At 71.4% G+C, this 25,484-nt stretch carries 26 protein-coding genes; 17 read left to right on the top strand and 9 right to left on the bottom strand.

What is annotated here, in order from left to right; genetic code table 11:
• Positions 1–8: 8 nt before the first annotated feature.
• A complete protein-coding gene (locus tag ACOWU6_RS03770) occupies positions 9–1,334 on the top strand; it encodes a dihydrolipoamide acetyltransferase family protein (RefSeq protein WP_421074766.1) in 1,326 nt (441 codons plus the stop codon).
• Positions 1,335–1,473: 139 nt separating this feature from the next.
• Here ACOWU6_RS03770 and ACOWU6_RS03765 read toward each other — a convergent pair whose 3' ends face one another.
• Positions 1,474–2,493 (bottom strand): GTP-binding protein, encoded by a 1,020-nt coding sequence (locus tag ACOWU6_RS03765; RefSeq protein ID WP_421074765.1) that lies wholly within the window; start codon positions 2,491–2,493, stop codon positions 1,474–1,476.
• Between the two features lie 77 nt (positions 2,494–2,570).
• On the opposite strand from ACOWU6_RS03765, the gene ykgO reads away from it, so the two are divergent.
• The 9 genes from ykgO (at position 2,571) to ACOWU6_RS03720 (ending at position 10,189) form a co-directional block, all read left to right on the top strand.
• A complete protein-coding gene (ykgO, locus tag ACOWU6_RS03760; protein WP_067949122.1) occupies positions 2,571–2,693 on the top strand; it encodes a type B 50S ribosomal protein L36 in 123 nt (40 codons plus the stop codon).
• 41 nt (positions 2,694–2,734) lie between these two features.
• Positions 2,735–3,745 carry a metal ABC transporter solute-binding protein, Zn/Mn family gene (locus tag ACOWU6_RS03755; protein ID WP_421074764.1) on the top strand — a complete coding sequence of 337 codons (1,011 nt, stop codon included), beginning with the start codon at positions 2,735–2,737 and terminating at the stop codon, positions 3,743–3,745.
• A 65-nt stretch (positions 3,746–3,810) separates the two neighbouring features.
• Complete coding sequence (locus tag ACOWU6_RS03750; protein WP_421074763.1) at positions 3,811–4,641, top strand: metal ABC transporter ATP-binding protein; 831 nt, start codon at positions 3,811–3,813, stop codon at positions 4,639–4,641.
• Positions 4,638–5,546 carry a metal ABC transporter permease gene (locus tag ACOWU6_RS03745; RefSeq protein WP_421074762.1) on the top strand — a complete coding sequence of 303 codons (909 nt, stop codon included), beginning with the start codon at positions 4,638–4,640 and terminating at the stop codon, positions 5,544–5,546. Before ACOWU6_RS03750 ends, ACOWU6_RS03745 begins: the two co-directional genes overlap by 4 nt.
• A 23-nt stretch (positions 5,547–5,569) precedes the next feature.
• Positions 5,570–5,974 carry a Fur family transcriptional regulator gene (locus ACOWU6_RS03740; protein ID WP_271172639.1) on the top strand — a complete coding sequence of 135 codons (405 nt, stop codon included), beginning with the start codon at positions 5,570–5,572 and terminating at the stop codon, positions 5,972–5,974.
• Complete coding sequence (locus tag ACOWU6_RS03735) at positions 5,971–6,999, top strand: permease (protein ID WP_421074761.1); 1,029 nt, start codon at positions 5,971–5,973, stop codon at positions 6,997–6,999. Before ACOWU6_RS03740 ends, ACOWU6_RS03735 begins: the two co-directional genes overlap by 4 nt.
• Positions 7,000–7,006: 7 nt before the next feature.
• Entirely contained in the window at positions 7,007–7,963 is a 957-nt protein-coding gene (locus tag ACOWU6_RS03730) for a TIGR03943 family putative permease subunit (RefSeq protein ID WP_421074760.1), read from the top strand.
• Positions 7,953–9,521 (top strand): hypothetical protein, encoded by a 1,569-nt coding sequence (locus tag ACOWU6_RS03725; protein WP_421074759.1) that lies wholly within the window; start codon positions 7,953–7,955, stop codon positions 9,519–9,521. Before ACOWU6_RS03730 ends, ACOWU6_RS03725 begins: the two co-directional genes overlap by 11 nt.
• Entirely contained in the window at positions 9,518–10,189 is a 672-nt protein-coding gene (locus ACOWU6_RS03720; protein WP_421074758.1) for a DNA-3-methyladenine glycosylase, read from the top strand. The genes ACOWU6_RS03725 and ACOWU6_RS03720 overlap by 4 nt, the downstream gene beginning before the upstream one ends.
• Positions 10,190–10,231: 42 nt before the next feature.
• Here the strand turns inward: ACOWU6_RS03720 and ACOWU6_RS03715 are convergent, their stop codons facing one another.
• From ACOWU6_RS03715 to ACOWU6_RS03685, 7 genes are all read right to left on the bottom strand, one after another.
• On the bottom strand, positions 10,232–11,230 hold the full coding sequence (locus tag ACOWU6_RS03715) for an arabinan endo-1,5-alpha-L-arabinosidase (RefSeq protein WP_421074757.1): 999 nt from the start codon (positions 11,228–11,230) through the stop codon (positions 10,232–10,234).
• A 116-nt stretch (positions 11,231–11,346) separates the two neighbouring features.
• The gene (locus tag ACOWU6_RS03710; protein WP_421074756.1) at positions 11,347–12,309 is read right to left on the bottom strand and encodes a sugar phosphate isomerase/epimerase family protein; all 963 of its coding nucleotides are present in this window, start codon (positions 12,307–12,309) and stop codon (positions 11,347–11,349) included.
• Positions 12,306–13,838, bottom strand: a complete 1,533-nt coding sequence (locus ACOWU6_RS03705; protein WP_421074755.1) for a GMC oxidoreductase — start codon at positions 13,836–13,838, stop codon at positions 12,306–12,308. The genes ACOWU6_RS03710 and ACOWU6_RS03705 overlap by 4 nt, the downstream gene beginning before the upstream one ends.
• The gene (locus ACOWU6_RS03700) at positions 13,835–14,923 is read right to left on the bottom strand and encodes an ROK family protein (protein ID WP_421074754.1); all 1,089 of its coding nucleotides are present in this window, start codon (positions 14,921–14,923) and stop codon (positions 13,835–13,837) included. The genes ACOWU6_RS03705 and ACOWU6_RS03700 overlap by 4 nt, the downstream gene beginning before the upstream one ends.
• 104 nt (positions 14,924–15,027) lie before the next feature.
• Entirely contained in the window at positions 15,028–15,867 is an 840-nt protein-coding gene (locus tag ACOWU6_RS03695) for a carbohydrate ABC transporter permease (RefSeq protein ID WP_421074753.1), read from the bottom strand.
• Entirely contained in the window at positions 15,864–16,775 is a 912-nt protein-coding gene (locus ACOWU6_RS03690; protein WP_421074752.1) for a carbohydrate ABC transporter permease, read from the bottom strand. The genes ACOWU6_RS03695 and ACOWU6_RS03690 overlap by 4 nt, the downstream gene beginning before the upstream one ends.
• Positions 16,776–16,785: 10 nt before the next feature.
• Positions 16,786–18,081, bottom strand: a complete 1,296-nt coding sequence (locus tag ACOWU6_RS03685; protein ID WP_421074751.1) for an extracellular solute-binding protein — start codon at positions 18,079–18,081, stop codon at positions 16,786–16,788.
• Positions 18,082–18,424: 343 nt separating this feature from the next.
• Between ACOWU6_RS03685 and rpmB the strand changes: the two genes are divergently transcribed.
• The 6 genes from rpmB to ACOWU6_RS03655 all read left to right on the top strand — a co-directional run bounded on the left by rpmB (position 18,425) and on the right by ACOWU6_RS03655 (position 22,883).
• Entirely contained in the window at positions 18,425–18,661 is a 237-nt protein-coding gene (rpmB, locus tag ACOWU6_RS03680) for a 50S ribosomal protein L28 (protein WP_271172651.1), read from the top strand.
• Positions 18,661–18,831, top strand: a complete 171-nt coding sequence (rpmG, locus tag ACOWU6_RS03675) for a 50S ribosomal protein L33 (protein ID WP_155049151.1) — start codon at positions 18,661–18,663, stop codon at positions 18,829–18,831. The genes rpmB and rpmG overlap by 1 nt, the downstream gene beginning before the upstream one ends.
• Positions 18,832–18,833: 2 nt before the next feature.
• On the top strand, positions 18,834–19,139 hold the full coding sequence (gene rpsN / locus ACOWU6_RS03670) for a 30S ribosomal protein S14 (RefSeq protein ID WP_271172652.1): 306 nt from the start codon (positions 18,834–18,836) through the stop codon (positions 19,137–19,139).
• Between the two features lie 254 nt (positions 19,140–19,393).
• Positions 19,394–19,681, top strand: coding sequence for an HU family DNA-binding protein (locus tag ACOWU6_RS03665; RefSeq protein ID WP_271172653.1), 288 nt, complete (start codon positions 19,394–19,396; stop codon positions 19,679–19,681).
• 129 nt (positions 19,682–19,810) lie between these two features.
• Positions 19,811–21,781: a cytochrome c oxidase assembly protein gene (locus tag ACOWU6_RS03660; RefSeq protein ID WP_282978484.1), complete on the top strand. Its 1,971-nt coding sequence runs from the start codon at positions 19,811–19,813 to the stop codon at positions 21,779–21,781.
• A gap of 115 nt (positions 21,782–21,896) precedes the next feature.
• Positions 21,897–22,883 carry an intradiol ring-cleavage dioxygenase gene (locus ACOWU6_RS03655; RefSeq protein ID WP_421074750.1) on the top strand — a complete coding sequence of 329 codons (987 nt, stop codon included), beginning with the start codon at positions 21,897–21,899 and terminating at the stop codon, positions 22,881–22,883.
• Here the strand turns inward: ACOWU6_RS03655 and ACOWU6_RS03650 are convergent.
• Positions 22,880–23,995, bottom strand: coding sequence for a hypothetical protein (locus tag ACOWU6_RS03650; protein ID WP_421074749.1), 1,116 nt, complete (start codon positions 23,993–23,995; stop codon positions 22,880–22,882). The two genes, ACOWU6_RS03655 and ACOWU6_RS03650, sit on opposite strands and share 4 nt — an antisense overlap.
• Positions 23,996–24,087: 92 nt before the next feature.
• Here ACOWU6_RS03650 and ACOWU6_RS03645 point away from each other — a divergent pair, with 92 nt between their 5' ends.
• Positions 24,088–25,464 carry an ATP-dependent DNA helicase gene (locus tag ACOWU6_RS03645; protein WP_421074748.1) on the top strand — a complete coding sequence of 459 codons (1,377 nt, stop codon included), beginning with the start codon at positions 24,088–24,090 and terminating at the stop codon, positions 25,462–25,464.
• The last annotated feature ends 20 nt before the right edge of the window (positions 25,465–25,484 follow it).

The raw sequence follows: 25,484 nt of genomic DNA, 5'->3' as shown, positions 1-25,484 counted from the left end.
ATCGACGGATGCAGACCTTCCACCTCCCCGACGTCGGCGAGGGCCTGACCGAGGCCGAGCTCGTCGCGTGGCGCGTCAAGCCCGGCGACGCGCTCCAGGTCAACGACGTCGTCGCCGACATCGAGACGGCGAAGTCGGTCGTCGAGCTGCCCTCTCCCTACGCGGGGGTCGTCGGCGAGCTCCTCGTGTCGGAGGGCGAGACGGTCGACGTCGGAACCGCCATCATCACGATCGCGGAGGCCGACGACGCGGCCCCCGAGGAGCCCCGAGGAGCGGCGGATGGCGCTGCCGCGAAGGAGGGCGGCGGCTCGGTCCTCGTCGGGTACGGATCGGGGGGCGAGGCGTCGACGCGCCGACGCCGCAAGCGCCCCGAGACGCCGCCCGCGAAGCCCGCCGGCGTGCTCGCGAAGCCGCCCGTGCGCAAGCTCGCACGCGACCTCGGCGTCGACCTGTCGGAGGTGCGCGCCACGGGCCCGGCCGGCGAGGTGACGCGCGACGACGTCGTGCGCCACGCCGAGCAGGCGTCGGTGTTCCGCAACATCTCCACGCCCGAGTGGTCGCCGGTCCGCGAGGAGAAGATCCCCGTGGCCGAGCCCGCGGCCCCCGAGGCCCAGCCCTGGACATCCGATCCCTCCCGCGTCGAGTCGATCCCGGTCAAGGGGGTCCGCAAGGCGACCGCGAACGCCATGGTCGGATCCGCGTACTCGGCGCCGCACGTGTCGGTGTGGACCGACGTCGACGCGAGCCGGACGATGGAGTACGTCAAGCGGCTGAAGGCGTCGCCCGACTTCGCCGACGTCAAGGTCTCCCCGCTGCTCATCATGGCGCGCGCCGTCATCTGGGCGGTGCGCCGCACGCCCATGATCAACGCGGCGTGGGTCGAGGAGGAGGACGGCGCGAAGATCCACGTGCGCCACTACGTCAACCTCGGCATCGCCGCGGCGACCCCGCGCGGCCTCCTCGTGCCGAACATCAAGGACGCGCAGAGCATGTCGATGCGCGACCTCGCGAAGGCGCTCGAGCGGCTCACCGTCACGGCGCGCGAGGGCAAGACGACGCCCGAGGACCAGCGGGACGGCACGATCACGATCACGAACATCGGGGTGTTCGGGATGGATGCCGGCACGCCGATCATCAACCCGGGCGAGGCCGGCATCGTCGCGATGGGGGCCATCCGCCAGAAGCCGTGGGTCGTCGACGGCGAGGTGCGCCCGCGCTGGGTGACGACCGTGTCGGGGTCGTTCGACCACCGCATCATCGACGGCGACAAGATCAGCCGGTTCATCGCCGACATCGCGTCGGTGCTCGAGGAGCCGGCGCTCCTGCTCGACTGACGGACGGCCGGCGGGGCGCCGAGGTGACTCCACGGGGCTGCGGGGGTGCCTGCTCGAGTCGCAATTGGCGTCCGCATACCGCGGTTTCGGGCCGCGAAGTGCGACCTGAACAGGGGGGTGGGGGGACGGCGCGCCGGCGTCAGTCCGCGCCGGCACCCTCCCACGCGGGGAACGGGTCGGGCAGGTCGGCCCACGCCTCGGGGCCGGCGGCGAACTCGTCGTCCGTGAGGCACGCCGCGTCGAGGGCGGCGACGATGCCGGCGCGATCGAGGTCGAGGCCGATGAACGCGAGGTCCTGCCCGGCGGCGAGCAGCTCGTCATCGACGCCCAGGTCGTCGTCGGTCGCGAGGGGCTGGAACGACAGCATCCGCCCGACGTGCTCCCAGTGCGCCGTGACGTGCGGCCGCGTCGCGAGGCGGCAGAAGCCGGCCGAGCGGAGCACCGTGCCGAAGACGCCCGCGTCGACGGGGCCGTCGAGCAGGGCCGCGAGACGGCCGGGATGGAACGGGCGCAGCGCCTCGTAGCGCAGCGCGCTCACGCGCGCGTCGGTCATGTGCGGTGCATGGCCGTCGTTGAGCACGGCGATCCACCCCGGGCGCTCCTGCACAGCGGCGTACTCGGTGTGGAGCTCGGGCGCGGACGACGGCGCCGGATGGAGGCGCAGGCGGCAGCGAGGGCTCAGTGCGCTCACGATCGCGAGCGCGAGCGACAGGTCGGGCGTCGAGAGGCGCTCCCAGCCCACGAGGACGACGGTCGACGCGTACTCGATCTGCGTCACGGCCGCGAGCGCGGCGGCCCGCAGCGTCCTGCCCCCGTCGGGCGCCCGATAGGCCAGGTAGTCGTCGCGCCCGAGGTCGTCGAGCAGGTGGGGCGCATCGACCACGCACGTGACGCCGACGAGGCGGGCCGGCGACGACGGATGCGCGAACTCGCCGATGATCTCGGTCGTCGGCGTGCCCGTGGGGAACTCGATCACCGCGCCCGCACGCGTCTCCACCCACGGCGCGAGGGCGATCGCCTCGTCGACCGGGTCGAGCGAGACGGCGAGACGCGAATCGGGGATGACCGTGCGCGCCGTGTGCTCGGCCGTCTCGACCGCGTATCGGAGGCGCTCGGGCGGGCACGTGCCGACCACGGCGACGACGTCGATCTGCGGCATGAGGTGGTCCTTCCGTTGGGCAGGCGGGTCTGCACACGCTACCTTAGTGAGAACCATTCTCACTAACGGAGGTCGTCATGAAGGTCCGCGCATCCCTCAAGTCGCTCAAGAATCAGCCGGGGGCGCAGGTCGTGCGCCGCCGGGGCCGCGTCTACGTCATCAACAAGCTCAACCCTCGCTTCAAGGGCCGACAGGGGTGATCCGATTCGAGAACGATTCTCATTTCGTTTAGTCTGGAGTCATGATCGATCGCCGCCTCGCCCTGCCCGCCGTCATCGCCCTCCCCGCGCTCGCCCTCGCCGGCTGCGCGACGGCGTCGAGCGGTGAGACGGGCGACGGCGGCGACGCCTTCCGGATCGTCGCCTCGACCAGCGTCTACGCCTCGCTCGCCGAGCAGCTCGTGGGGGACGCTGCCGAGGTGACCGCGATCATCGACTCGCCCACGCAGGATCCGCACTCGTACGAGGCCACTGCGCGCGATCAGCTCGCGGTCGACGGCGCCGACATCGCCATCCTCAACGGCGGCGGGTACGACCACTTCATGGAGGAGCTCGTCGAGGCCGCGGGGACCGAGCACGTGCTCACCGCCGTCGAGTTCTCGCACGCCTACCCCGGCAACGAGGGGCATGAGGAGGGCGACGGCCACGACCACTCCGCGGAGGCGGAAGAGGAGCACGACCACGCCGAGGAGGAGGGCGCCTCTCACGAGGGCCACGACCACATCGAGGGCTTCAACGAGCACGTCTGGTACGACCCGCACACGATCGCGCACGTCGTCGAGGATCTCGCGGGCGAGCTCGAGGAGCTCCTCCCCGACGCCGCATCCGACATCGCTGCGGCCGAGGAGGCGCTCGTCGCCGACATCGAGGGGCTCGAGGCGTCGCTGGATGAGATCTCCACCGCGCATGCGGGCTCGCACGTCTTCTTCACGGAGCCCATCGGCGGCTACCTCGCCGAGGCGGCCGGTCTCGAGGACGTCACGACCGACGGCTTCGCGGAGGCGGTCGAGGAGGGGCAGGATGTCGCGCCCGCGACGCTCCTCGCCGCGACTGAGGCGATCGAGGGCGGCGAGGTCGACGTGGTCGTCGCGAACGCGCAGACCGGCGGTGCGGAGACGTCGCGGATCATCGAGACGGCCGAGGCCGCGGGGGTCCCGGTGGTCGAGTACGCCGAGACGCTCCCGGAGGGGCAGACGTACGTCGAGTGGATGGCCGACAACATCGCCGCCCTGGGCGACGCTCTCGAGGGCTGATGCGCGGCGGGGGAGTTCCCGCTCTCACGGAGAACGATTATCAATCCGGGACTAGGCTGACGGTCATGCCCGAACCCGTCCTCGAGATCTCCGGAGCCGCCCTGCGCCTGCGCGGACGCGAGCTGTGGTCGGGGCTCGACCTCGCCATCCGTCCCGGCGAGTTCGTCGCCGTGCTCGGGCCGAGCGGGTCCGGCAAGACCACGCTCCTGCGCGCGATCCTCGGTCTCCGGCAGCTCAGCGCCGGCTCGATCCGCGTCGAGGGCAAGCCCGTCCGCAGGGGCAACCGCCGCATCGGCTACATCCCGCAGCAGCGGCCGTTCACCCCGGGAACGAGCCTGCGCGCCCGCGACCTCGTCGCGCTCGGCGTCAGCGGCTCACGGTTCGGCCTGCCGATCCCGCGGCGCGGCGACCGCGCGCGCGTGGATGCGCTGCTCGACGCGGTCGGCGCGACGCGGTACGCGGATGATCCGGTCGGGTCGCTCTCGGGCGGCGAGCAGCAGAGGCTGCGGGTGGGGCAGGCGCTCGCCGACGCGCCGGGTCTGCTCCTGTGCGACGAGCCGCTCTCGAGCCTCGACCTCGCGAACCAGCGCGCCGTGACGGCGATCATCGACCGCGAGCGCGCCGAGCACGGCGCCGCGGTGCTGTTCGTGACGCACGACGTGAACCCGATCCTCGACTCGGTCGACCGCATCCTCTACATCGCGGGCGGCCGCTTCACGTTCGGCGCTCCCGACGAGGTGCTCCGCACCGAGGTGCTGAGCGACCTCTACGGCGCTCCCGTGCAGGTGCTGCGCGCGGGCGGCCGCCTCGTGGTCGTGGGGATCCCGGACGCCGAGCCGCACCATCCGCACGAGCACCACGATCACGCCCACCATGACGCGGAGGCGCACGCATGAATCCGCGCATCCTGCCCGGCGTCGAGTGGAGCGACGTCTTCTCGTTCGACGACTACGGCGCCCTGCTGCAGCTCGTGTCGAACTCGATCATCGCCGCGGCGGCCCTCGGCATCGTGGGCGGGCTGATCGGCGTCTTCATCATGCAGCGCGACATGGCGTTCGCCGTGCACGGCGTGAGCGAGCTGTCGTTCGCGGGCGCCGCCGCCGCGCTCCTCTTCGGCGGCAGCGTCGTGATGGGGTCGCTGCTCGGCGCCGTGGCGGCCGCGCTCATCATCGGCGCCCTCGGTGCGAAGGCGCGCGACCGCAACTCCGTCGTCGGAGTGCTCATGCCCTTCGGGCTCGGCATCGGCATCCTCTTCCTGTCGCTCTACGAGGGCCGCAGCGCGAATCGCTTCAGCCTGCTCACGGGCCAGATCGTCTCGGTCTCGAGCCCCGACCTCGGCTGGCTCATCCTCATCAGCGCGATCGTCTTCGCGGGCCTGCTGCTCATCTGGAATCCGCTGCGCTTCGACTCCCTCGACCCGCAGTCGGCCGAGGCGCGCGGCGTGCCGACCCGGCGCGTGAGCATCCTGTTCATGCTGCTGCTGGGCCTCATCGTCGCGGTCGCCGTGCACATCATCGGCGCCCTGCTCGTCATGGCCCTGCTCGTGACGCCCGCGGCGGCGGCGATGCGGGTGAGCCACGGTCCGCTCGCCGTGCCGCTCCTGTCGGCGCTGTTCGGATTCGTCTCGGCGGTCGGCGGCATCCTCCTCGCGATCGCGGGAACCCTGCCGGTGAGCCCCTACATCACGACGATCTCCTTCGCGATCTGGGGCGTGTGCCGCCTCATCTCGTGGCGTCGCGATCGGGCCCTGCGCACCGGCGATGCTCAGTCGGCGCCCAGCGCCGCCCCGAGCATCGCATAGGCGCCCGGCCTAGAATCTCTCGTATGGCCCAGCGGAACACGTGGCAGCGCGAGCGCGTGCGCGACGCCCTCAGCGACGCCGAGGGATTCGTCAGCGCGCAGGCGCTGCACGCGGCCCTGCGCGACGAGAACACGGGCATCGGGCTCGCGACGGTGTACCGTGCGCTCGCCGGGCTCACGGCCACGGGCGAGGCCGACACGCTGCAGAGCCCGGACGGCGAGGCGCTCTACCGCGCATGCTCGCAGGGGCATCATCACCACCTGATCTGCCGCCGCTGCGGAAAGGCCGTCGAGATCGAGGCCCCGCCGGTCGAACGGTGGGCACAGGAGACCGCCGCGAAGCACGGCTTCCGCGAGGCCGAGCACATGATCGACATCTTCGGGATCTGCGCCGAGTGCGCGGCCGAGAAGGACGCCGCCTCGGCGTGACATCCGTCACGACGAGCGAGCGCCCCGCGCAGCCGCCGACATCCCGGAGCCGTCTCGCGATCGGGCTGGGAGCCGGGCTCGCGGTCGTCGCGGCGCTGTTCCTCATCGACGCGCTCGCGCCCGCGCTCTTCCCACAGCCGCTGCCCACGCGCGCGCAGGACGGCCTCACGCTCTCGCTGAGCGTGCTCATCGAGTCGCTCCCGTTCGTCGTGCTCGGCGTGCTCCTGTCGATCGTCGTCCAGGTGTGGGTGCCTGCGCACGTGATCGAGCGCGCGCTCCCGCGGCAGGGCTGGGCGCGGCGGGCGGTGCTGTCGCTCCTCGGCATGCTCATCCCGGTATGCGAATGCGGGAATGTGCCGTTCGCGCGGGGGCTCCTCATGCGCGGGCTCACCCCGGCCGACGCCCTGACCTTCCTCGTGGCGGCGCCGATCGTCAACCCGATCGTGATCCTGACGACGCATCAGGCGTTCGGGTGGGACGGCGGCATCCTCGTGGCGAGGCTCGTCGGCGGCTTCGTCATCGCGAACCTCATCGGATGGCTGTACAGCCGCCATCCCGACCCGGAGCGCATCCTCACCGATCGCTTCCGTGACACGTGCGAGGTCGTCGCGGGCGAGCAGGGCGACCGCGCGCGGCGCAGCCTTGCCCAGTTCGTCGTCGAGCTGCGCGCGGTCATGCCGGCGCTCGTCATCGGGTCGGCGATCGCGGGAGCCGTGCAGGTGCTCATCCCCCGCAGCGTGCTCATCGCGATCGGCTCGAACCCCGTGCTGTCGATCGTGGCGATGATCCTCCTCGCGATGACCGTCGCGATCTGCTCGAACGTCGACTCGTTCTTCGCGCTCTCGTTCGCCTCGACGTTCTCGTCGGGCTCGCTCGTCGCCTTCCTGCTCGTCGGGCCGATCGTCGACGTGAAGATGCTCGCGCTCATGCGCACGACCTTCACGGCGCGCGTCCTCGCGGGCATCGTGGCGGTCGTGCTGCTGTCGGCCTTCGTCATCGGGATCGGGGTGAACCTCGTTGCGTGACGATCGGATGGCCGCCGTGCGGAAGGCGGGCGCACGCTGGCTCGGCGTGGGCCTCGCGTCCGTGCTCGCCGTCGTGACGATCGGGCTCGCCGTCACCGGCCGGCTGCAGCTCTACATCAACCCCGCGCAGACGTGGTTCGCGGTCGGGATGGCCGTGCTCGCGCTCGCGGGCACGGTGTGGTCGTTCGCGCTCCCGCTCGGCGCCGAGGCCGACCACGGCCACGACCACGGCCCCAGTGGCGCCCACGATCACGGTGGCGCCCACGCCCACGCCCACGCCCACCACGCCCGCGTTCACGGCCCGGCCGACGGGCACCACCCCGATCAGCATGTCTCGATCGCCGCGGGAAACCGACCGCCATACCCGCCGGGAGTGAGACATGCAGAGGGGCGGCTGGGCGCCGGGGTACGTGGGGTCGTAGGGGCACGTGGGGTCGCGGGGACGCGGCGCGTCGCAGGGGCGGCGGCGGTCGTGGTCGGCGGTGTGGCGGCATCGGCCGTCGCGGTCGCGGCGCTCGTCCTCCCGCCCGCGTCGCTGTCGGTCGAGCTCGCGATGGACCGCGACACGGGCACGCCGCCGCTCTTCGCCGGAGCCGACACCGTCACCCTGGCCGCGAGCGGCGACACGAGCGGGTTCGGCATCGGGGAGTGGTCGACCGTCTTCGCGACGGCGACGAACCCCGACGCCTATGCGGGCAAGGAGGTGACCCTCACGGGCTTCGTCACGCCCGACGAGGAGAGCCCCGACGGCGTCCGCCTCGGGCGCCTCGTCATCACGCACTGCGTGATCGACGCGCAGCCCGCCTCCGTTCCGGTGTCGGTGCCCGAGGGCACGGCCAGCCTCGCCGTCGGCGAGTGGATCGAGGTCACCGGCACGATCGCCGCCGACGCGTCGGGCGCGCTCTCCATCGAGCCCGAGACCATCACGGCCGTCGACCCACCGGAAGATCCGTATGAGTACTGACGGCGGGCGTCCTCTCAGCCGCCGGGAGCTGCGCGAGCGGACCGAGGCCGCGCGAGCCCCCGAGGCCGCGCGAGCCCCCGAGGCCGCGCGAGCCCCCGAGCCGCCCCAGCCCGAGCCATCCGAGCCCGCACCATCCCGCCCCGCGGAGCCCGCGCCATCCGCGCGGCCTCGCCGCTTCGTCGGGGCGATGCTCGCGGTGCTCGGCGTGCTCGCGGTGCTGGCCGGCGGCGGCGCGGCCGTGAGTCTCACGCAGGGGCCGCGCGTGAGCACGGTCGAGGTCGACGCCGAGGCGGCCACGCAGGCCTCGGGGAGCCGCGTCGTCCTCACCGCGAACCAGGCCCTCGCCGACATCGACGCGTCCCAGGTGACCGTCTCTCCTGAGACCCCGTTCACGGTCGACGCGGCCGGGCGCATGGTGGGCGTGCGGTTCACCGTGCCTCTCGACGACGACACCGAGTACACGGTCACGATCGACGGCGCGGAGAGCGTGGGCGGCGGGCCGGCGGCGACGCTCGAGACGACCTTCACCACGCCGCCCGCGGAGATCTTCCTCCTGCAGCGCGACGCCGACGGCGACGACACGATCTTCCGCAGCGACATCTCGGGCGACGCGGCGGTGCCCGTCTACACGGCGGCGTCGATCGACGACTTCCGGGTCACGGGCGAGCACCTCGTCGTCTCGGTGCGCGAGGACGACGCCTCGGCGCTCTACGTCGCCGACCGCGACGGTTCGCACGCGGAGAGGATGCCGCTGCCGGGCGAGGGCACGATCACCGGCCTCCAGGTCTCCAGCCGCGGCGAGCTCGTCGGATACACCTACACCGACCTGCAGCTGAGCGAGACCGAGGGGAGGGCGAGCGTGCTCTTCACAGCAGACCTCCGCGAGCCCGATGCGGAGCCCGAGCCGATGGTCGTCGGCGACGAGGAGCCGAGCATCGCGAGCTGGCGCTTCGTGCCCGACTCCTCCGCGCTGCTGTTCGTCAACTTCGCGGGCGACCTCATCGTCTACGACCCGGCCGCCGAGAATCCGTCGCCGACCGCTCTCGGCACGGCGTTCGCGATCGACGCCGTCACGCGCGGCACGTACACGGCGTTCATCGAGCGCCTGGATGTCGCCGGCGGCGTGCAGCTCGACCTCACCACCGGCGACGAGACCGACCTCGTCGAGCCGTCAGACGACCTCGGGCAGCCGGGTCGCGTGCTGCCGGTGCCCGGCGGAGGGACCGTGCGGGAGTTCGTCCGGCTCGGGGCGGATGGCACGCCCGAGGCCCAGCTGGTCGCGTACGTCGACGACGAGGGCGCGTCGCGGACGCTGCTCGAGGCGACGGGCGCGGATGGCCTGCTCCAGACGTGCGTGTCGCCGAGCGGCCGGTACGCGGCGGCTCTCGTCGCTCCCGATCTCACGACGAACCGCTACGACTACGACGCCCTGCAGCCGCTGCCGACGACGCTCGAGACCCACATCATCGAGATCGAGACCGGCGAGGAGGTCTCGAACCTGTCGGGCTTCGGCATCAGCTGGTGCGACGTCGGCCCGTGGGACTCGGTGACCGGATGACCGACGGTCTCCACGCGGCGACGCGCGAAGAGCTGCGCGGTCTCCCCGTCGAGGTCGCGCCCCGGCTTCTCGGCGGGCTCCTCACGACGACGATCGACGGCGACGAGGTCGTCGTGCGGCTGACCGAGGTCGAGGCGTATCACGGGCTCGGCACGGGCGACGTCCATGATGCCGGCTCGCACGCCCGCATGGGGCGCACCGCCCGCAATGCGACGATGTGGGGCGAGCCCGGCCATCTCTACGTCTACCTCAGTCACGGCATCCACTCGTGCGTCAACGTCGTCTGCGGCCCCGAGGGAGAGGCCGGCGGAGTCCTCCTGCGCGCGGGGGAGATCGTGCGGGGTGCGGATGTCGCACGCCGGCGGCGCGAGGAACGCGGCGTCGCGCGCACGGATCGGGATCTCGCCCGCGGCCCCGGTCGCCTGGGCGACGCCGTCGGGCTGCGCTACCCCGTGCACGACGGGATCGATGCCGTGACCGGCGAGCTGCAGGCCGGCGCGACCGCCCGCCTGCAGCTGCGGGACCATCCGATCGGGTTCGTCTCGGGGCCGCGCGTGGGCGTCGCGGGCCTCGCGGGCACGAGCGCGTTCCCGTGGCGCTTCTGGATCCCGGGAGACCCGACGGTGTCGGCGTTCCGCCCAGGCCGCGGCGCCGTCGAGCCGCGCTGAGGCGCGTGCGCCGCCCGTGGACGGCGCACGCGCCTCAGCGGCTCAGTACACGTAGGGCCATCCGCCCGAGTAGCCGAGCAGGTTGATGCCGAGGCGCGAGGCGCCTGCGTCGTCGTAGTAGTGGTAGAAGAGCACGTCGGCGTCCGCGTCCGCCAGCACGGCCTGGTGCCCGGGACCGTGGATCGATCCGTGGCTCGCGAGGATCTCCGTTCCGCCGCCCGCGGTCATGGCGACGCCGTTGCGGTCGAGATAGGGCCCCGTGATCGACGTCGCGCGGCCGACCATGACGCGGTACGTGCTCGCGGCGCCCTGGCAGCAGCGGTCGAACGACACGAAGAGGTAGTAGTACCCGTCGCGGTAGTGGATGGTCGGCGCCTCGATCGCGCCGCCGCCGCGCCCCGCGATGCTCGCGAACGTGCTGTCGAGCCGGAGGCCGGAGACGTTGCTGAGGCGGATCATCTTGATGCCCGACCAGAAGGATCCGAACGACAGCCACCACCGTCCCGTGTGGTCGATCACGAGGTTCGGGTCGATCGCGTTCCAGTCGTTCGACGTCGTCGACGAGATGATCGCGCCCTGGTTGGTCCAGGTGCCCGGAGCGCCGCTCGTGCTCGTCGCGAGGAAGATCGCGGAGTTGTTGGAGCCGAAGGTCGACGCCGAGTAGTAGAGGTAGTACTTGCCGTTGGCATAGGTGATGTCGGGCGCCCACACCGTGTTCGTCCCGTTCGTGTAGCCGTGCACCCACGGCATGCCGCCGGGGAAGGCGACGCCCGCGTCGGCCCAGGCGGTGCGGTCGCCCGAGGTCTTCAGGGGGATGTTGTCGCCGGTCTGCGCGAGCAGGTAGGTGCCGTCGGGCTTCTTCACGACCTCGGGGTCGTGCGTGTAGGTCGAACCGGTGACGTAACCGGGATTCGGATACGTCGCCGCGGCGGTCGGCTCGGCGCCGCCGGGGGCGACCAGCGGCGCGAGAGCGACCGCGAGGGCGAGCGCGAGGGCGATGCCGGCGCGTCGTCTGCGGTGCGGGCGGGGGAATGCGGCCATGAGACCTCCTCGTCGAGGTGATGGATGCGCTCGACTCCGAGCGCGTGGCCAGTATTCCAACGTTGGAAATGCTGCGTCAAGGGGGAGGCGGGGCCCGGTCGCCCGGGCCCCGGACCTCACAGGCGCGCGGCGACCCACTTCCAGCTGGCCGCGGCCGATTCCTCGGGAGCCATGGTCGCGCGGTCGACCTCGACGATCACCCAGCCGTCCCAGCTCTCCGGAAGCGCCGCGAGGGCGCCGTCGATGTCCAGATCGCCGAGGCCCGGCTCGCGGAAGATGCCGCGGTCGACCGCCGTGCGGTACGGCGTCGGCTCCCCTCGCGTGGCAGCGGCGATCGAGAGATCGAGGTCCTTGACGTGCAGATCGATCACGCGTTCGGCATGGCGCCTGATGAGAGTGGCCGCGTCGATGCCCGCCCACGCGAGGTGTCCGATGTCGAACGAGGCGCCGAGGAGCGCGGAGGGGATGTCGGCGAGAGCCTGCTCGATCTCGGCTTCGGTCTCGATCCAGGTGCCGATGTGGTTGTGGAGCCCCGCACGGACACCCTCGGCGGCGAGCACCTCGGCCGCGCGGCCGATGACGTCGATGACGCGGCTCAGGCGGCCCGGATGGAATCCCGCGCCGACCGCTGCGGCGTCGCGAGTTCGGATCGCGCCCGGCGCCCAGGTCACCTCCGGAGCGAGGAAGATCGTGTCCAGGCCGAAGAAGAGCGATTCCTCGGCTCGTCGCCGCACGCCGTCGAACCATCGCACGCCCTCGGCGGACGCGGGATCGAACAGCACGCCGTGATCCTCCGGGAGGGCGACACTGGCGTATCCCGGGGCGAGGGCGAGGCCTGCGTCCTCGACCATCCGCCGGTAGTCGAAGAGCGTCTGCGTGTCGAGCACCTCCATCATCGTCGCGGCGAATCCCGACGCCCGGATGGCGCGGAGCACGCGAGGGTAATCGGCGCGGAAGGCCGGGTCAGCGAAGAGCCAGAGGCTCTCGCTGTCGGGGTCGGAAGGATCGGCTTTGACGTTGATCCACGGGATCGGGTTGAGCGCGACGCGGTCGGCGCGCAGCAGAGGACGATCGGTCATGGTGTTCCCTTTCGAAGGTGGTCGGGCGCGAGGCGCTGCGCGATGGCGCGGGCGGCGCGCACGGCCGTGATCGCGCCGGTGAGGGTCGCATTCGCGACGACGGCCGTGGGCACGACGCCCGTGCCGGCGAGGTAGAGTCCCTCGATCCCCCACACGCGGCCATCGGGGTCGCACACGCTCGTCCCGTCGTCCTCCGCGCCGCTGCGCACGGTGCCGGTGAGATGCAGCGAGGAGCCGGGGGCGAGGTGTGCGAGCTCGGTGGCGGGGTCGATCGCGCCGAACGCCTCGGCGGTCTCCTGAGCGACGACGAGCGCCCGATCGATGAGGGCGCGGTCGGCGTCGGAGTAGGCGAACTCGATGCGCATGCGCGGCATGCCGGCGAGATCGTGCTCGGTGTCGGAGAAGATGACCCGGTTCTCCGGTCGGGACTCGACGGGGGTGTACAGCGAGACGCCGACGGAATGCGCGATCGCGTGCCCGTCGTCATCGACGTAGGTCACGTTCATGACCTGGCCATGGAACGGCTGGCGCGGGCCGTTGTGGGGGATCCAGAGGGAGTCGGTGCAGAACTCCCCCGGCTGGGCGGTCGGGAGGTCGTCGAGGGTGAGGCGGAAGCGCTCGAGGTCGAGGAGCGCGCGCGACGCGATGAACGCGTGCTCGTTGAGATACCGCCCGAGGGATTCCGGGCGGATGCCCGATGCGTAGAGCAGCTGAGGCGTGCGGAGAGCGTCAGCGCAGACGAGCACCGTGTCCGCACGCACCTCGGTCTCGGCTCCGTCGCGGATGTCGCGCACGCGCGCGCCGGAGACACGACCCTCCTCCACGATGAGAGACGTGACGAGTGCTCCGGTTGCGAGCGCGAACGCGTCGTCGGATCCGTCCGCGATGGGAGGGAAGATCGTCGAGGGGCTCGTCCGCAGCAGAGTCCCGTCGGCGCCGCGGCGCACCGCCATCGGCATCGCCTGCGGGCGCCGGTTGTCCGGGGCGGCCGCTCCGAACCGCGCGTCGAGGACCTCGAGCACCCGGATTCCCAGGGCGGTCGGGCCGATCGACGGCGCGCAGACGCCGAAGACCCGCTGCGCAGCGGCGAGGTCCTCATCCCACTCTTCGTCATCCGCGAAGACCTCCGATCCCGCCGGCCAGGGTGTCGCCGCGGTCCAGTGCACACCCATCCCTCCCGCGTTCCATGCGATCGCCGTCGCGGGCATGGCCTCGGCCTCCTCACCGAAGGCGAGCGTGTGGAACATCCCCGGCGCGACAGCGTCGATGGCGTCAGGCACCGCCCGCACGACCTCGGCGCCCGTGTACATGCCCTGGATCCCGGAACGGACCCGGGTGTTGTACTGCCCCCAGATGGCAGGGTCCGCGATGTCGTGCAGGTGGACGCCCGGCGTGGTGCCGATGGGCGCGCCGGCATCGAGCATCGCGATGCGGGCCGAAGGGGCCTGCTCGCGGAGAAGGCGCGCCGCCGTGGCGCCCATGAGCCCTCCTCCGACGATGAGAACGTCTGCGCGTGGGAGGTGGATCACGGGGTCTCCTTGTCGAGGCGGTCGGCTGAGGCAGGGCTGAGCCGGATGACCGGCCCGAAGAGGGCGACGTCCATGCGGTCGAGGACGAAGCGCAGCGCCCCGATCAGCGGCGCGTCCGCGCCCACGGAGGTCGCGCGGAGCGCCATGCCGGGGGCACCGGCTCGTTCGAGCGCTCTGCGCACGAGGGGCAGGAGGATGTCGGCAGCGTCCTCGGCGCCGCCACCGAGAACGAACAGCGACGGGGCGACGGTCCAGGAGAGGATGACCAGGACGGCTGCGACGTGCTCGGCGTACTCCTCGACGAGCGCCAGCGCGTCGGCGTCGCCCTCTCGAGCGCGCGCGACGAGGGCGAGCGCGGCGCGTCGTTCCGAGGGGTCGGGCGATGTCAGCGCCCCGACGGGCGTGTCGTGGATGGCGTCGGACGGGAGTGGTCCTGCCTCGATGAGCTCACCCGCGCCGCCCTGGAAGCCGCGATGCACCGTGCCCCTGATGAGCGTGCCGATGCCCGTGCGGGCGCCGAGGATCGCCCAGATGACGTCATCGTGGTCGCGGGCGACGCCGTGCCAGCGCTCCGCCAGGGCCGCGAGGTTGGCGTCGTTGTCCGCGAACCAGGGAACGTCGATCCGGGCCGCGAGCTCGTGCGGAAGGGAGACGCCGGCCCAGCGATCGGTGTGAACGAGGCGCCGGACCACGCCGTCGTCGTCGATGGCGCCGCCCGAGGCGATCGCCCCGGCGCGGAGTCGGGCGGGCGACGCGCCAGCGTGCTCGACGGCTTCCCTGACCAGCTGCGCGACGTCGTCGAGCGTCGCGGCGGGGTCGCCGTAGTCGCGCAGTTCGCGGCGCGCGCGGCCGAGGATCCGCCCGCGCGCATCGGCGACGACGGCCGACGCCTCACGCGTCGTCACCCGCGCCGCTGCGAGCAGCGCATGGTCGGCGCGGAGCTCGAATCGCCGGGCGGGGCGGCCGGCGGATCCCGTCGTCGGCACGCGCTCGAGCTCGTCGACCCAGCCGGCAGAGACGAGCTCGCGGAGGATCAGCTCGACGGTTCGGCGGGAGAGGCCGGCGGACTCTGCGACTGCGCTCATGCTGAGCGGTTCGGTGGCGACGGCGAGGGTGCGCAGGGTCACTGACGTGTTGACGCGGCGCAGCGCGCGGGGATCGATGCCGGCGATCGCGGCGTGACGCGCCGTCATTTGAGGCCCGCCGCGGCGATGCCCTGCACGAAGTGCCGCTGCAGGAGGAGGAAGAGGACCAGCACGGGGAGCATGATCACGAACGCGCCCGCGAGCACGAGCCCGTAGTCGAGGACGTGCGCGGAGGCCCGGCTCGTGGCGGCGAGGGCGACGGGGAGCGTGTAGGTCTCGGATGACTGGGCGACCACGAGCGGCCAGATGAAGTTGTTCCACGACGTGAGGAACGACATGATCGTGATCGTCGCCACGGCCGGTCCTGCCAGCGGCAGGAAGATCCGCGCGAAGATGCGGAACTCTCCCGCCCCGTCGAGGCGCGCCGCTTCGATGAGCTCGTCGGGTACCGACGACGCGTATTGGCGCATGATGAAGATCGAGATCGGAAGCGCGACGCTGGGCAGCGCGATCCCCGCGAGCGTGTCGACGAGACCCAGATTGACGGTGATCACGAACTGCGGGACGAACACGGCCGTCGCGGGGATCATCAAGGCGGCGAGGACCGCGCCGAACGCGATCCGCTTGCCGGGGAAGTCGAACTTGGCCAGCGCGTACCCGGCAGCCGTGCCGGCCACGACATTGCCGACGACCACGATCGCCGCCACGACGATGCTGTTGATCATGTACGACCCGAAGCCGACCTCGGTGAACAGGCGAGCGAAGTTGTCGAGGGTCGGCTCCGCCGGGAACCACGCTCCGGGGTTCTGACGGATCTCCCGCAGGCTCCGCAGCGACCCCGAGGCCACCCAGACGAAGGGGAGCAGCGTCGCGAGTGCGGCGACGATGACGGCCGTGTAGAGCAGGGGGCGTCCGATGCGGACCCGGAAGGCGGTGGCGGTCATGTGCGTGGCCTCAGGATCCGGAACTGGACCGCGCTCACGAGGACGACGAGCGCGAGCATGATGAAGGACGCGGCGGACGAGAGGCCGTACTCGCCGAATCCGAACTGGCGGTAGGTGTACAGCGCAACGGACTCCGTCGAGCCGAGCGGGCCGCCGTCCGTGAGCAGATACGGCTCGTCGAAAACCTGGAGGTAGAAGGTCGACAGAAGCACCGACACGAGGAGGGTCGTCGGGAGGAGCAGGGGCATCGTCACATGGATGAGACGTGCCCACCATCCGGCTCCGTCCAGCGCCGCGGCTTCGTGCACCTCCTCCGGGACAGCCTGCAGACCGGCGAGGAAGAGGACCATGGCTGTGCCGAAGTTGCGCCAGATACCGAGCAGGATGACGACGGGCATCGCGAGGTCCGTTTCGGTGAGCCAGCCGGGCCCCGCGAAACCGAGCCATCCGAGAGCCTGGTTGACCGTGCCGTCCGCCTGGAACGCGTACTGCCAGATGAGCGCGATCGCGACGACGTTCGTCACCACGGGAGCGTAGAAGACGGTCCGGAAGACACCGCGGAGACGGCGGATGCCCGTGTTCAGGGCGAGCGCCAGGGCGAAGGCGGCCACCATCGTGAGCGGCACGCCGACGACCACGAAGACGGCGGTGTTGCCGAGGTCCTTCAGGAATCGCTCGTCACCGAAGAGTCGCAGGTAGTTCTCGAGGCCGACGAGGTTCACGGCCAGCGGGTTCCGCAGATCCGTCCCGCGCAGATCCGAGACGCTGATCGCGAGCGCAGCGATCGCCGGCACGGCCGTGTACACGAGGAAGATCAGGGCGAACGGAGTCAGGAACATCCATGCGACGGATGCCCGGCGCCGGCGACCGCGTGTCGCGCGCGGCACCCCTTGGGCGAGGGCGGTCATGTCGCTCGACTCACTCCGCCCCGGTGCCGAGGGCGTCGGCGAACGACTGGATGTCGGCGGCGGCCGCCGCGGCGGTCTTCCGTCCCTTCGCGACCTGCTCGATCTCCGCGCCGAGCTGGGTCGCAACCTGCGGCCACGTCGTCGAGGCGGGATAGGTTCTCGCCTCCTGCAGCTGCGTGAAGAACGCGTCCAGGAGCGGCTGGTCGGCGATCGCCGGGTCGCTCCATGCGGCCTCGACAGCCGGCATCGAGCCGTACGCCGCGTACTGGGCGAGCTGCGTCTCCTCCTCTGCCATGTGGCGGATGAGCTTCCAGGCGGCGTCCGATGCGTCGCTGTCGGCCAGCACGCCCCAGCTGCCGCCCGCGAGGGCGCCGGTCGATCCGCCCTCGCCCGCAGGGAGCGGTGCAGTCGCGACGTTCTCCTCTGTCCAGCCCTCCTGCCCGGCGACCTCATCCAGCTGCCCGATGACCCACGGTCCCGTGATCGTCGCCGCTGTCCTCCCCTGGACGAAGTAGGGCTGGGCATCGAGGAACTGAGGTCCATCGAGGTCGGCCGTGCCCGACGTGAAGAACGAGGCGTTGTACTCGATCGCCGCGATCATCTCCGGAGTGTCGAGGGTCCACGCGGACCCGTCGGCCGAGGTCAGTTCCCCGCCCGCCTGCCAGAGGAACTGGGCGAGCGTCTGGCCGCTGTACTTGTCCCACCCGATGTCGGCGCCGAGGCCGTGGACGGCGCCGGCGCTCTGGAGCCCCTCGAGGAACGGGACCATGGCGTCCCAGGTCGCCGGCGCCTCGACGTCAGCCGCGCGCGCGATGTCGGCCCGGTAGACGAGGGCGTACGTGTACGAGTACCACGGCACGGAGTAGGCGACCCCGTCCTGCAGGCCGGATTCCCATGCGCCCGTGAAGAAGGAGCTCTCGTCGACGAGCCCGTCGGGCACCGGCGCGAAGGCTCCTGTCTCGATGAACTGCGGCTCGGTCTCCGGGTAGAGCTGAGCGACGTCCGGGCCGGTCCCGGCGGCGATGGCGGAGCGCAGCTTCGTCTCGTACTCCGTCTCGGGCACGAGCGTGATCTCGAGATCGAGATCCGGGTTCTCGGCGAGGAACGGCGCGAGGACGTCCTCCAGGACCTTCGCGTCGCCATCCGGGGCCCAGAGGGAGACGGCGCCGCGAGCGGCGGAATCGTCGACGGTGTCTGTCGATTCCGCGACGCCTGCGTCGGCGGCGCGTCCGCAGCCGGTGAGGACGAGGACGCCGATCAGGCCGACGGCGCCGAGGAGGTGAGGAGAGCGGGGGGAAGTGGGCATCGAGTGCTCGTTTCTCGGAGGGGGAGTGGAGCATTGTGCGTGGATGTAGCGAAATCGTTCGCGTGCATCCGAGGACGACCGTACGAGCGCCGTGTTTCCGCGCGGTGTCACCGCCGTCACCCACAATTTCGGCGGTTGTCGCAAAATCCCCGTCCCGTGCGGGGCGCTCCGATTCGGGCGACACGCCCGACTGTGCTAGGATCGACGTTTGTCTGCGTGCACTCCTGCGCGCAGTTCGTGCGGCCCCACCTGTACACAGCCCGGTCTCCGGGTGGGTGACGGCTGCGCAGACAAGAGATCTTGGGTGGAGCCGTCCGGCTCCACGGTAGTGAAGGAGTGAACCATGGCTGCTGTGTGCCAGGTGACCGGTGCCGTACCCGGCTTCGGTCACAATGTCTCGCACTCGCACCGACGGACGAAGCGCCGCTTCGACCCGAACGTGCAGAAGAAGACGTACTACGTTCCGTCGCTCGGCCGTAAGGTCACGCTGAACGTCTCCGCCAAGGGCATCAAGGTGATCGACGTCCGCGGCATCGAATCGGTCGTGAAGGACCTGCTCGCGAAGGGTGTGAAGCTCTAATGGCGAAGAAGGCTCAGGACGTCCGTCCCATCATCAAGCTGCGTTCGACCGCGGGCACGGGCTACACGTACGTGACCAAGAAGAACCGCCGCAACAACCCCGACCGCCTCGTGCTGAAGAAGTACGACCCGGTCGTGCGCAAGCACGTCGACTTCCGCGAGGAGCGTTAATCATGGCGAAGAAGAGCAAGATCGCTCGCAACGAGCAGCGCAAGGCCGTCGTCGACCGCTACGCGGCGAAGCGCCTCGAGCTGAAGAAGCAGCTCGTCGACCCGAACGCGACGGACGAGCAGCGCGAGGCCGCTCGCGTGGGTCTGCAGAAGCTGCCCCGCAACGCGTCGCCCGTGCGTCTCCGCTCGCGCGATGTCATCGACGGCCGCCCTCGTGGCGTGCTGACGAAGTTCGGCATCTCGCGTGTCCGCTTCCGCGACATGGCGCACCGTGGCGAGCTGCCCGGCGTGACCAAGTCGAGCTGGTAAGCACTCGCTTCGGCGAGAGGGCGGGACTCCTTCGGGAGTCCCGCCCTCTTCCTTTTCCCGCCTTCCGAACCGTCACTTCCGTCACATCCGTCACATCCGAGGGGCGACACGCCGGGCGAATCGCGCGGAAAGCCGCGAGAATCCGCGGAATTCCGGGGCGCGTTGGTACATTCATCACGGTCGCAAGACCACCGGAGGCAAACGCCTGCGGTCCGTTGAAACGTCGCGGCGTCCTCACGCCGCTGGAGGATGACATGGCCGACAAGACCATCACCAAGACCGAGCTCGTCGCGAGCATCGCCAGCGCCACCGGTCAGAGCCAGGCCGCCGTCTCGGGCGTCCTCGACGCTCTGTTCACCTCGGTCTCCGAGTCCGTCGCCAAGGGCGCGAAGGTCTCGATCCCCGGCTGGATCGCGTTCGAGCAGGTCGACACCGCTGCCCGCACCGGCCGCAACCCGCAGACCGGCGAGGAGATCGCCATCCCCGCGGGCAAGCGCGTCAAGGTGACCGCGGGCTCGAAGCTCAAGGCCGCCGTCAAGTAAGACGTCTGCCGCGTCGAAAGGGCGCCGTCCTCCGGGACGGCGCCCTTTCGCATGCCCCCACGGAAGGGTGAACGATCCGGACATGCCCCGCGCGGCGTCCGCCCAGGGGCGCGCGCATAGGGTTGAGGGGTGAACCCGCGCGCGCTGCGGGCCGCTGGGCCCCTCATCCTCGTCGTCGCGGCGATCGCAGCCGTCATCGCGGGTCTCGTGATCGGCGGCGGTGCCGCCGAGCGGTTCAGCGCCGACCCCGGCGCCTTCGTCCGCTGGGGTCTCCCGATCGCGAAGCTCGTCGTCAACCTGGCGGCGGCGACGATGCTCGGCGCGCTGGTGCTCGCGCTCTTCGGGCTGCGCGCGCAGGAGCGCGAGTTCGACGTCGCGCTCGACACGGCCTCGATCGGCGCCGCCGTGCTCACCCTCTCGAGCGGCGCGGTCGGGTTCCTGACGTTCCTGTCGTCGTTCAACCCGCAGCTCAGTCTCGGCGCCGAGTTCGGCGCGCAGCTCGGCCGCTTCCTCACGCAGACCGAGCTCGGCAGCGCCTGGCTCCTGACGACCGTCCTCGCGGCCGTCGTCACGATCCTCGCGTTCGCCATCCGCTCGTGGACCCCGACGCTCCTCACCGCCGTCCTCGCGGCCATCACGCTCGTCCCGATGGCCACCCAGGGCCACTCGGGCGACCTCGCGGGCCACGACGCGACCGTGACCGCGCTCACGCTGCACATCGTCGCCGCGGCGGTCTGGCTCGGGGGCCTGCTCCTGCTCGTCATCCTGCGCCCCGCCATGGAGGAGGGGCGCCTGGGCCCGCTTCTCGCGCGCTACTCGTCGCTGGCGCTCGCGGCGTTCGTCGTCGTCGCGGTCTCGGGCTACGCGCGAACCCTCACGTCCATCGGGCAGTGGGACCAGCTCCTCACCCCGTACGGGGCCATCCTCATCGCGAAGATCGTCGCGCTGCTCGCGATGGGCCTCCTCGGCGCGCTCTACCGCCGTCGGCTCCTCGCGCGGGCGGCGGATGGCGCGGGCGCGTTCTGGGGTCTCGTCGCGGTCGAGCTCGCGTTCATGGGCATCGCGAGCGGAGCGGCTGCCGCGCTCGCGCGCACGTCGCCGCCGGTCGGGGAGATCTCGGCGCCGCAGTCGACGCCGGCCGAGATCCTCACCGAGGCGCCGCTGCCTCCCGAGCTGACGCCCGCCCGCTGGCTCACCGCATGGGACGTCGACCTGCTGTGGGTGTTCGTCGCGGGCTTCGGGCTCTTCTTCTACTACGCGGGGGTGCGGCGCCTGCGTGCGCGCGGCGACGCGTGGCCCGTGCACCGCACCGTGCTGTGGACGATCGGCATGGTCCTGCTCGTCTGGGTGACGTGCGGCCCGCTCACGGCGTACGGCGACTACCTCTTCAGCATGCACATGCTCGGGCACATGCTGCTGAGCATGGCCATCCCGCTGCTCCTCGTGCCCGGCGCACCGGTCACGCTCGCGGCTCGCGCCATCCGCAAGCGCGAGGATGGCACGCGCGGCGGCCGCGAGTGGATCCTCTGGGCGGTGCACAGTCCGTTCGCCCGCGTCATCACGCACCCGCTCGTCGCGGCCGGCATCTTCATCGGGTCGCTGTGGGCCTTCTACTACACCGACCTGTTCCGGTGGTCGCTGTACGACCACCTGGGCCACGAGTGGATGATCGTCCACTTCCTGCTGTCGGGCTACCTGTTCGTCATGTCGCTCGTCGGCATCGACCCCGTGCCGTACCGCCTGCCGTACGCGGGGCGTCTCGTCACCCTCATCGTCACCATGGCGATGCACGCGTTCTTCGGCATCTCGATCATGAGCCACTCGGGTCTCATGGTCGCGGAGTGGTTCGGCGCGATGGGCCGCACGTGGGGCGCCACCCCGCTCGAGGACCAGTACACGGGCGGCGGCGTCGCATGGTCGATCGGCGAGATCCCGACGCTCATCACGGCCGTCATCGTCGCGATCCAGTGGAGCCGCAGCGACGAGCGGACGCAGAAGCGCGCCGATCGCCACGCCGACCGCACGGGCGACGCCGAGCTCGAGGAGTACAACGCCCGCCTCGCCCGTCTGGCCGAGCGCGACCGCCGTCGCGGGCTCTGACCCTCAGCCCTCATAGGCCGTTCACAGACCGGTGAACGGCGGCGCATAGCGCCGTTCTCCAGCATGGACGCATCACCGCCCCCGAGCGGGCGGACGCGAGACAAGGAGACGGATCATGGCGCGCATTCCCGAGCCCGAGCAGACGCCCGACGGGCCGGCCTACGAGGGCCGGCTCCTCGCCCGACCGGACGAGGAGGTCGTGGACCAGGGTGCCGGCTTCGACCTCAAGACGCTGGTCAGCCGCCGAGGTGTCCTCAGCCTCGTCGGAGTCGGCGTGGGCGCCGCGACGCTCGCGGCCTGCGCGCCCGCCGCGACGAGCTCGACGAGCACCTCGACCCCGAGCGCGACATCGGACACGTCCGCGAGCACATCCACCCCGTCGCCGACGGCAACGGCCGATTCGACGGAGGCTGCGCTCCCCGACGGCGAGATCCCCGACGAGACAGCGGGACCCTATCCGGGGGACGGGTCGAATGGGCCCGATGTGCTCGAGGACTCGGGCATCATCCGCAGCGACATCACGTCATCGATCGACGGGGCGGCCACCGCCGAGGGCGTCCCCCTGACCTTCACCCTGCGGCTGACCGACATGGCGAACGGCGACGCGCCGTTCGAGGGCGTGGCCGTGTACGCCTGGCATTGCGACGCGCAGGGCCGCTACTCCATGTACTCGTCCGGCGTCGAGGACGTCACCTACCTCCGAGGCGTCCAGATCGCCGACGCGAACGGGCAGGTGACCTTCACGTCGATCTTCCCCGCGTGCTACTCAGGACGCTGGCCCCACATCCACTTCGAGGTGTACCCCGACGCGGCGTCGATCTCCGACTCGGCGAACGCGATCGCGACGTCGCAGCTCGCGCTTCCGCAGGCCGCGTGCGAGACCGTGTACGCGCTCGCCGGGTACGAGGGATCGACCGCGAACCTCGCCCAGGTGACGCTCGCGAGCGACAACGTGTTCGGCGACGACGGCGGCGCGCTGCAGGTCGCGACCCTCACGGGCGATGCGACGGGCGGCTACGCGGCATCTCTCGTCGTCCGCGTCGACACGGCGACCACGCCGACGGCCGGCGCGGCACCCGGCGGCGGAGCTCCCGTCGGCTAGACGTCCGGCGACCCGATGCTGATCGCGGCGGAGCCGTCGGGCAGGATGTCGATGGCCCCGTCGATCGTGAAGGTCACGTCCTGGCTCACGTGGAAGATCGAGCCGTCGTAGATCGACTGCACGTCCATCTCGATGTGGGCGATCGCGCCGGCGGGCGCGATCGCCCAGTACGCGCCGTCCGGCACGACGGCGACGTTCGGCTGCGCGGCGATCGACCAGGTCGGCGGCGTGATCACGCGCTCGTAGGTCTCGTAGCCGAAAGGGCAGCCGGTCGGCTGAAGCACCCGCTGCGTCGTGCACTGCTCGAGGAAGTCGTGCACCTGACCCGTGATGATGTCGTTGAACTCGTCGGTCGGGCGCGCCTGCACGTCGACGGGGACCGCCGCGAGGGACTGCTGCGCGAGAGCGCGGACCGGCGCGGCCTCCGCGGCCGACGTGTCGACCGAGACGGCGTACGCGCCCGGCGCGAACACGAGCATCGAGACCGGATCGAGGGGCGCGGCATCCGCCCCGTCGGGTGAGACCTGCCGCTTGTCGAGCTCGAACCCGTTGACCGTGAAGCGCATCGAGCCCCGCACCGTCACGTCGAGCACGGCGAGGGGCGTCGTCTCGAAGCGCCAGGCCGGGACGAGGCCCGACCATCCGTCCTGCTCGACGCGGAACGTGGAGCGCCCTTCCTGGCCTGCCGCGGAGAACGAGAGGGTCAGCTCGACGACGCCCTCCGACATCCGCGACGCGATCACCTTCACGTCGCCGAGGTCGTCGGACAGCGCCGATCCGCGCAGCAGCGCGTCGCTCACGGTCGTCGGGATCCCGGCGGCCTCGAGATCCGCCGAGTCGACGGCGACGCCGGGGATCGTGAGCGCGTCGGCCGCGCGCCCGTCGGCGAGCATCCCGACGTACCGCTCCACGAAGGCCTCCGGGCCCCAGAAGACGCGATACAGGGCCGCGAAGCCCGCGGCGATCGCCGCGACGAGGAGCAGCCCGACGACGACGAAGCCCGCCACCTCGGCGGTGCGCCCCCGCTCGCGCCGGCGGATGGCCGTGGCCGGGGAGGGCGCGTCGGCCGACCCTCCGCGCGAGGGCGCGGCGTCGGTCACGGCCTGCTCCATGCGGCCAGTCTAGGAACGACACGCCGGGCGGAGCCTGCGAACGGCTGTGGAGTGCCGGAACCGGGCCGCGTTCACCTCTCTACGATGGAAGGGTGACCGCACCTGCTCTGTCGGCGGAGCAGGAAGCCCTGTTCCGCCTCATCGAGGACACGCGCGAGCATGTCTTCATCACGGGGCGCGCGGGCACGGGCAAGTCGACGCTGCTGCGCCACCTGACGTGGCACACGAGCAAGCAGATCGCGATCTGCGCGCCCACGGGCGTCGCGGCGCTCAACGTCGAGGGCCAGACCATCCACTCGCTCTTCAAGCTCCCGATCGGGCTCATCGCCGACCAGGATCTCGAGCAGAGCGACGCGACCCGCAAGCTGCTCAACGCGATCGACACGCTCGTGATCGACGAGATCTCGATGGTCAACGCCGACCTCATGGACGCCATCGACCGGTCGCTCCGCCAGGCGCGCGGCCGGCGGCGCGAGCCCTTCGGCGGCGTGCAGGTGGTCATGTTCGGCGACCCCTACCAGCTCGCCCCCGTCCCGCCGCGCGGCGACGAGGCGCGCTACATCGCCGACCACTACCGCTCGTTCTGGTTCTTCGACGCCCACGTGTGGGCCGGTGCCGAACCGGGCGGCGACGGGCTCATCGACCTGGGGCGCCACGGCGCGGATCTGCACATCCGCGAGCTCACCCACATCCACCGTCAGTCCGACGACGGGTTCAAGGCGATGCTGAACGCCGTCCGGTACGGGCGCGTCACCGCCGACATCGCCGAGAAGCTCAACCGCGCGGGCGCGCGCACCCCGCCGTCCGACCCCTCCGATCCCGTGATCACGCTCGCGACGCGCAACGACCGCGTGAACGCCATCAACGCGAGGCACCTCGCCGCCCTGGCCGGGAGAGAGCAGACCGCGGTCGCCGAGATCAGCGGCGACTTCGGCCGCGGCGACGTGTACCCGGCCGACGAGCAGCTCAAGCTCAAGGTCGGCGCGCAGGTGATGTTCCTCCGCAACGACGTGTCGGGCCCCGACGGGCCGCGCTGGGTGAACGGCACGATCGGCATCGTCACCCGCATCATGGGCGACTCCGTGCGCGTCGAGGTCGACGGCGAGGAGTTCGACGTCGAGCCGACCGTGTGGGAGAAGCACCGCTACTCGTACGACGCGGCGTCGAAGAAGCTCAGCCGCGACGTGGTCGCCGAGTTCACGCAGTTCCCGCTCCGCCTCGCGTGGGCCGTCACGATCCACAAGTCGCAGGGCAAGACCTACGACCGCGCGATCGTCGATCTCGGCTCGGGCGCCTTCGCCCCCGGGCAGACGTACGTCGCCCTCTCGCGCCTCACGTCGCTCGACGGCCTGTACCTCACCCGTCCGCTGCGGCCATCCGACATCCGCGTCGACGAGGACGTCCGCCGGTTCATGCGGGCCGCGTGGGAGCGCGACGCGGCGGGCATGCGCTCGGCGGCGACGGGCTGAGCGCCGCGGAACGTCACGGT

The sequence above is a fragment of the Microbacterium sp. SA156 genome (assembly GCF_049065455.1).
GTDB classification, from domain to species: Bacteria; Actinomycetota; Actinomycetes; order Actinomycetales; family Microbacteriaceae; genus Microbacterium; species Microbacterium barkeri.
Note: the sequence above shows the minus strand (reverse complement) of the source record. Positions and strands in the feature narration are given on the sequence as shown.

Coding starts and splice junctions, on each gene's coding strand:
- ACOWU6_RS03770 (WP_421074766.1), top strand. CDS start 9: ATGCAGACCTTCCACCTCCCCGACGTCGGCGAGGGCCTGACCGAGGCC.
- ACOWU6_RS03765 (WP_421074765.1), bottom strand. CDS start 2,493: ATGCCGCAGATCGACGTCGTCGCCGTGGTCGGCACGTGCCCGCCCGAG.
- ykgO (WP_067949122.1), top strand. CDS start 2,571: ATGAAGGTCCGCGCATCCCTCAAGTCGCTCAAGAATCAGCCGGGGGCG.
- ACOWU6_RS03755 (WP_421074764.1), top strand. CDS start 2,735: ATGATCGATCGCCGCCTCGCCCTGCCCGCCGTCATCGCCCTCCCCGCG.
- ACOWU6_RS03750 (WP_421074763.1), top strand. CDS start 3,811: ATGCCCGAACCCGTCCTCGAGATCTCCGGAGCCGCCCTGCGCCTGCGC.
- ACOWU6_RS03745 (WP_421074762.1), top strand. CDS start 4,638: ATGAATCCGCGCATCCTGCCCGGCGTCGAGTGGAGCGACGTCTTCTCG.
- ACOWU6_RS03740 (WP_271172639.1), top strand. CDS start 5,570: ATGGCCCAGCGGAACACGTGGCAGCGCGAGCGCGTGCGCGACGCCCTC.
- ACOWU6_RS03730 (WP_421074760.1), top strand. CDS start 7,007: ATGGCCGCCGTGCGGAAGGCGGGCGCACGCTGGCTCGGCGTGGGCCTC.
- ACOWU6_RS03725 (WP_421074759.1), top strand. CDS start 7,953: ATGAGTACTGACGGCGGGCGTCCTCTCAGCCGCCGGGAGCTGCGCGAG.
- ACOWU6_RS03720 (WP_421074758.1), top strand. CDS start 9,518: ATGACCGACGGTCTCCACGCGGCGACGCGCGAAGAGCTGCGCGGTCTC.
- ACOWU6_RS03715 (WP_421074757.1), bottom strand. CDS start 11,230: ATGGCCGCATTCCCCCGCCCGCACCGCAGACGACGCGCCGGCATCGCC.
- ACOWU6_RS03710 (WP_421074756.1), bottom strand. CDS start 12,309: ATGACCGATCGTCCTCTGCTGCGCGCCGACCGCGTCGCGCTCAACCCG.
- ACOWU6_RS03700 (WP_421074754.1), bottom strand. CDS start 14,923: ATGAGCGCAGTCGCAGAGTCCGCCGGCCTCTCCCGCCGAACCGTCGAG.
- ACOWU6_RS03695 (WP_421074753.1), bottom strand. CDS start 15,867: ATGACCGCCACCGCCTTCCGGGTCCGCATCGGACGCCCCCTGCTCTAC.
- ACOWU6_RS03690 (WP_421074752.1), bottom strand. CDS start 16,775: ATGACCGCCCTCGCCCAAGGGGTGCCGCGCGCGACACGCGGTCGCCGG.
- ACOWU6_RS03685 (WP_421074751.1), bottom strand. CDS start 18,081: ATGCCCACTTCCCCCCGCTCTCCTCACCTCCTCGGCGCCGTCGGCCTG.
- rpmB (WP_271172651.1), top strand. CDS start 18,425: ATGGCTGCTGTGTGCCAGGTGACCGGTGCCGTACCCGGCTTCGGTCAC.
- rpmG (WP_155049151.1), top strand. CDS start 18,661: ATGGCGAAGAAGGCTCAGGACGTCCGTCCCATCATCAAGCTGCGTTCG.
- rpsN (WP_271172652.1), top strand. CDS start 18,834: ATGGCGAAGAAGAGCAAGATCGCTCGCAACGAGCAGCGCAAGGCCGTC.
- ACOWU6_RS03665 (WP_271172653.1), top strand. CDS start 19,394: ATGGCCGACAAGACCATCACCAAGACCGAGCTCGTCGCGAGCATCGCC.
- ACOWU6_RS03655 (WP_421074750.1), top strand. CDS start 21,897: ATGGCGCGCATTCCCGAGCCCGAGCAGACGCCCGACGGGCCGGCCTAC.
- ACOWU6_RS03650 (WP_421074749.1), bottom strand. CDS start 23,995: ATGGAGCAGGCCGTGACCGACGCCGCGCCCTCGCGCGGAGGGTCGGCC.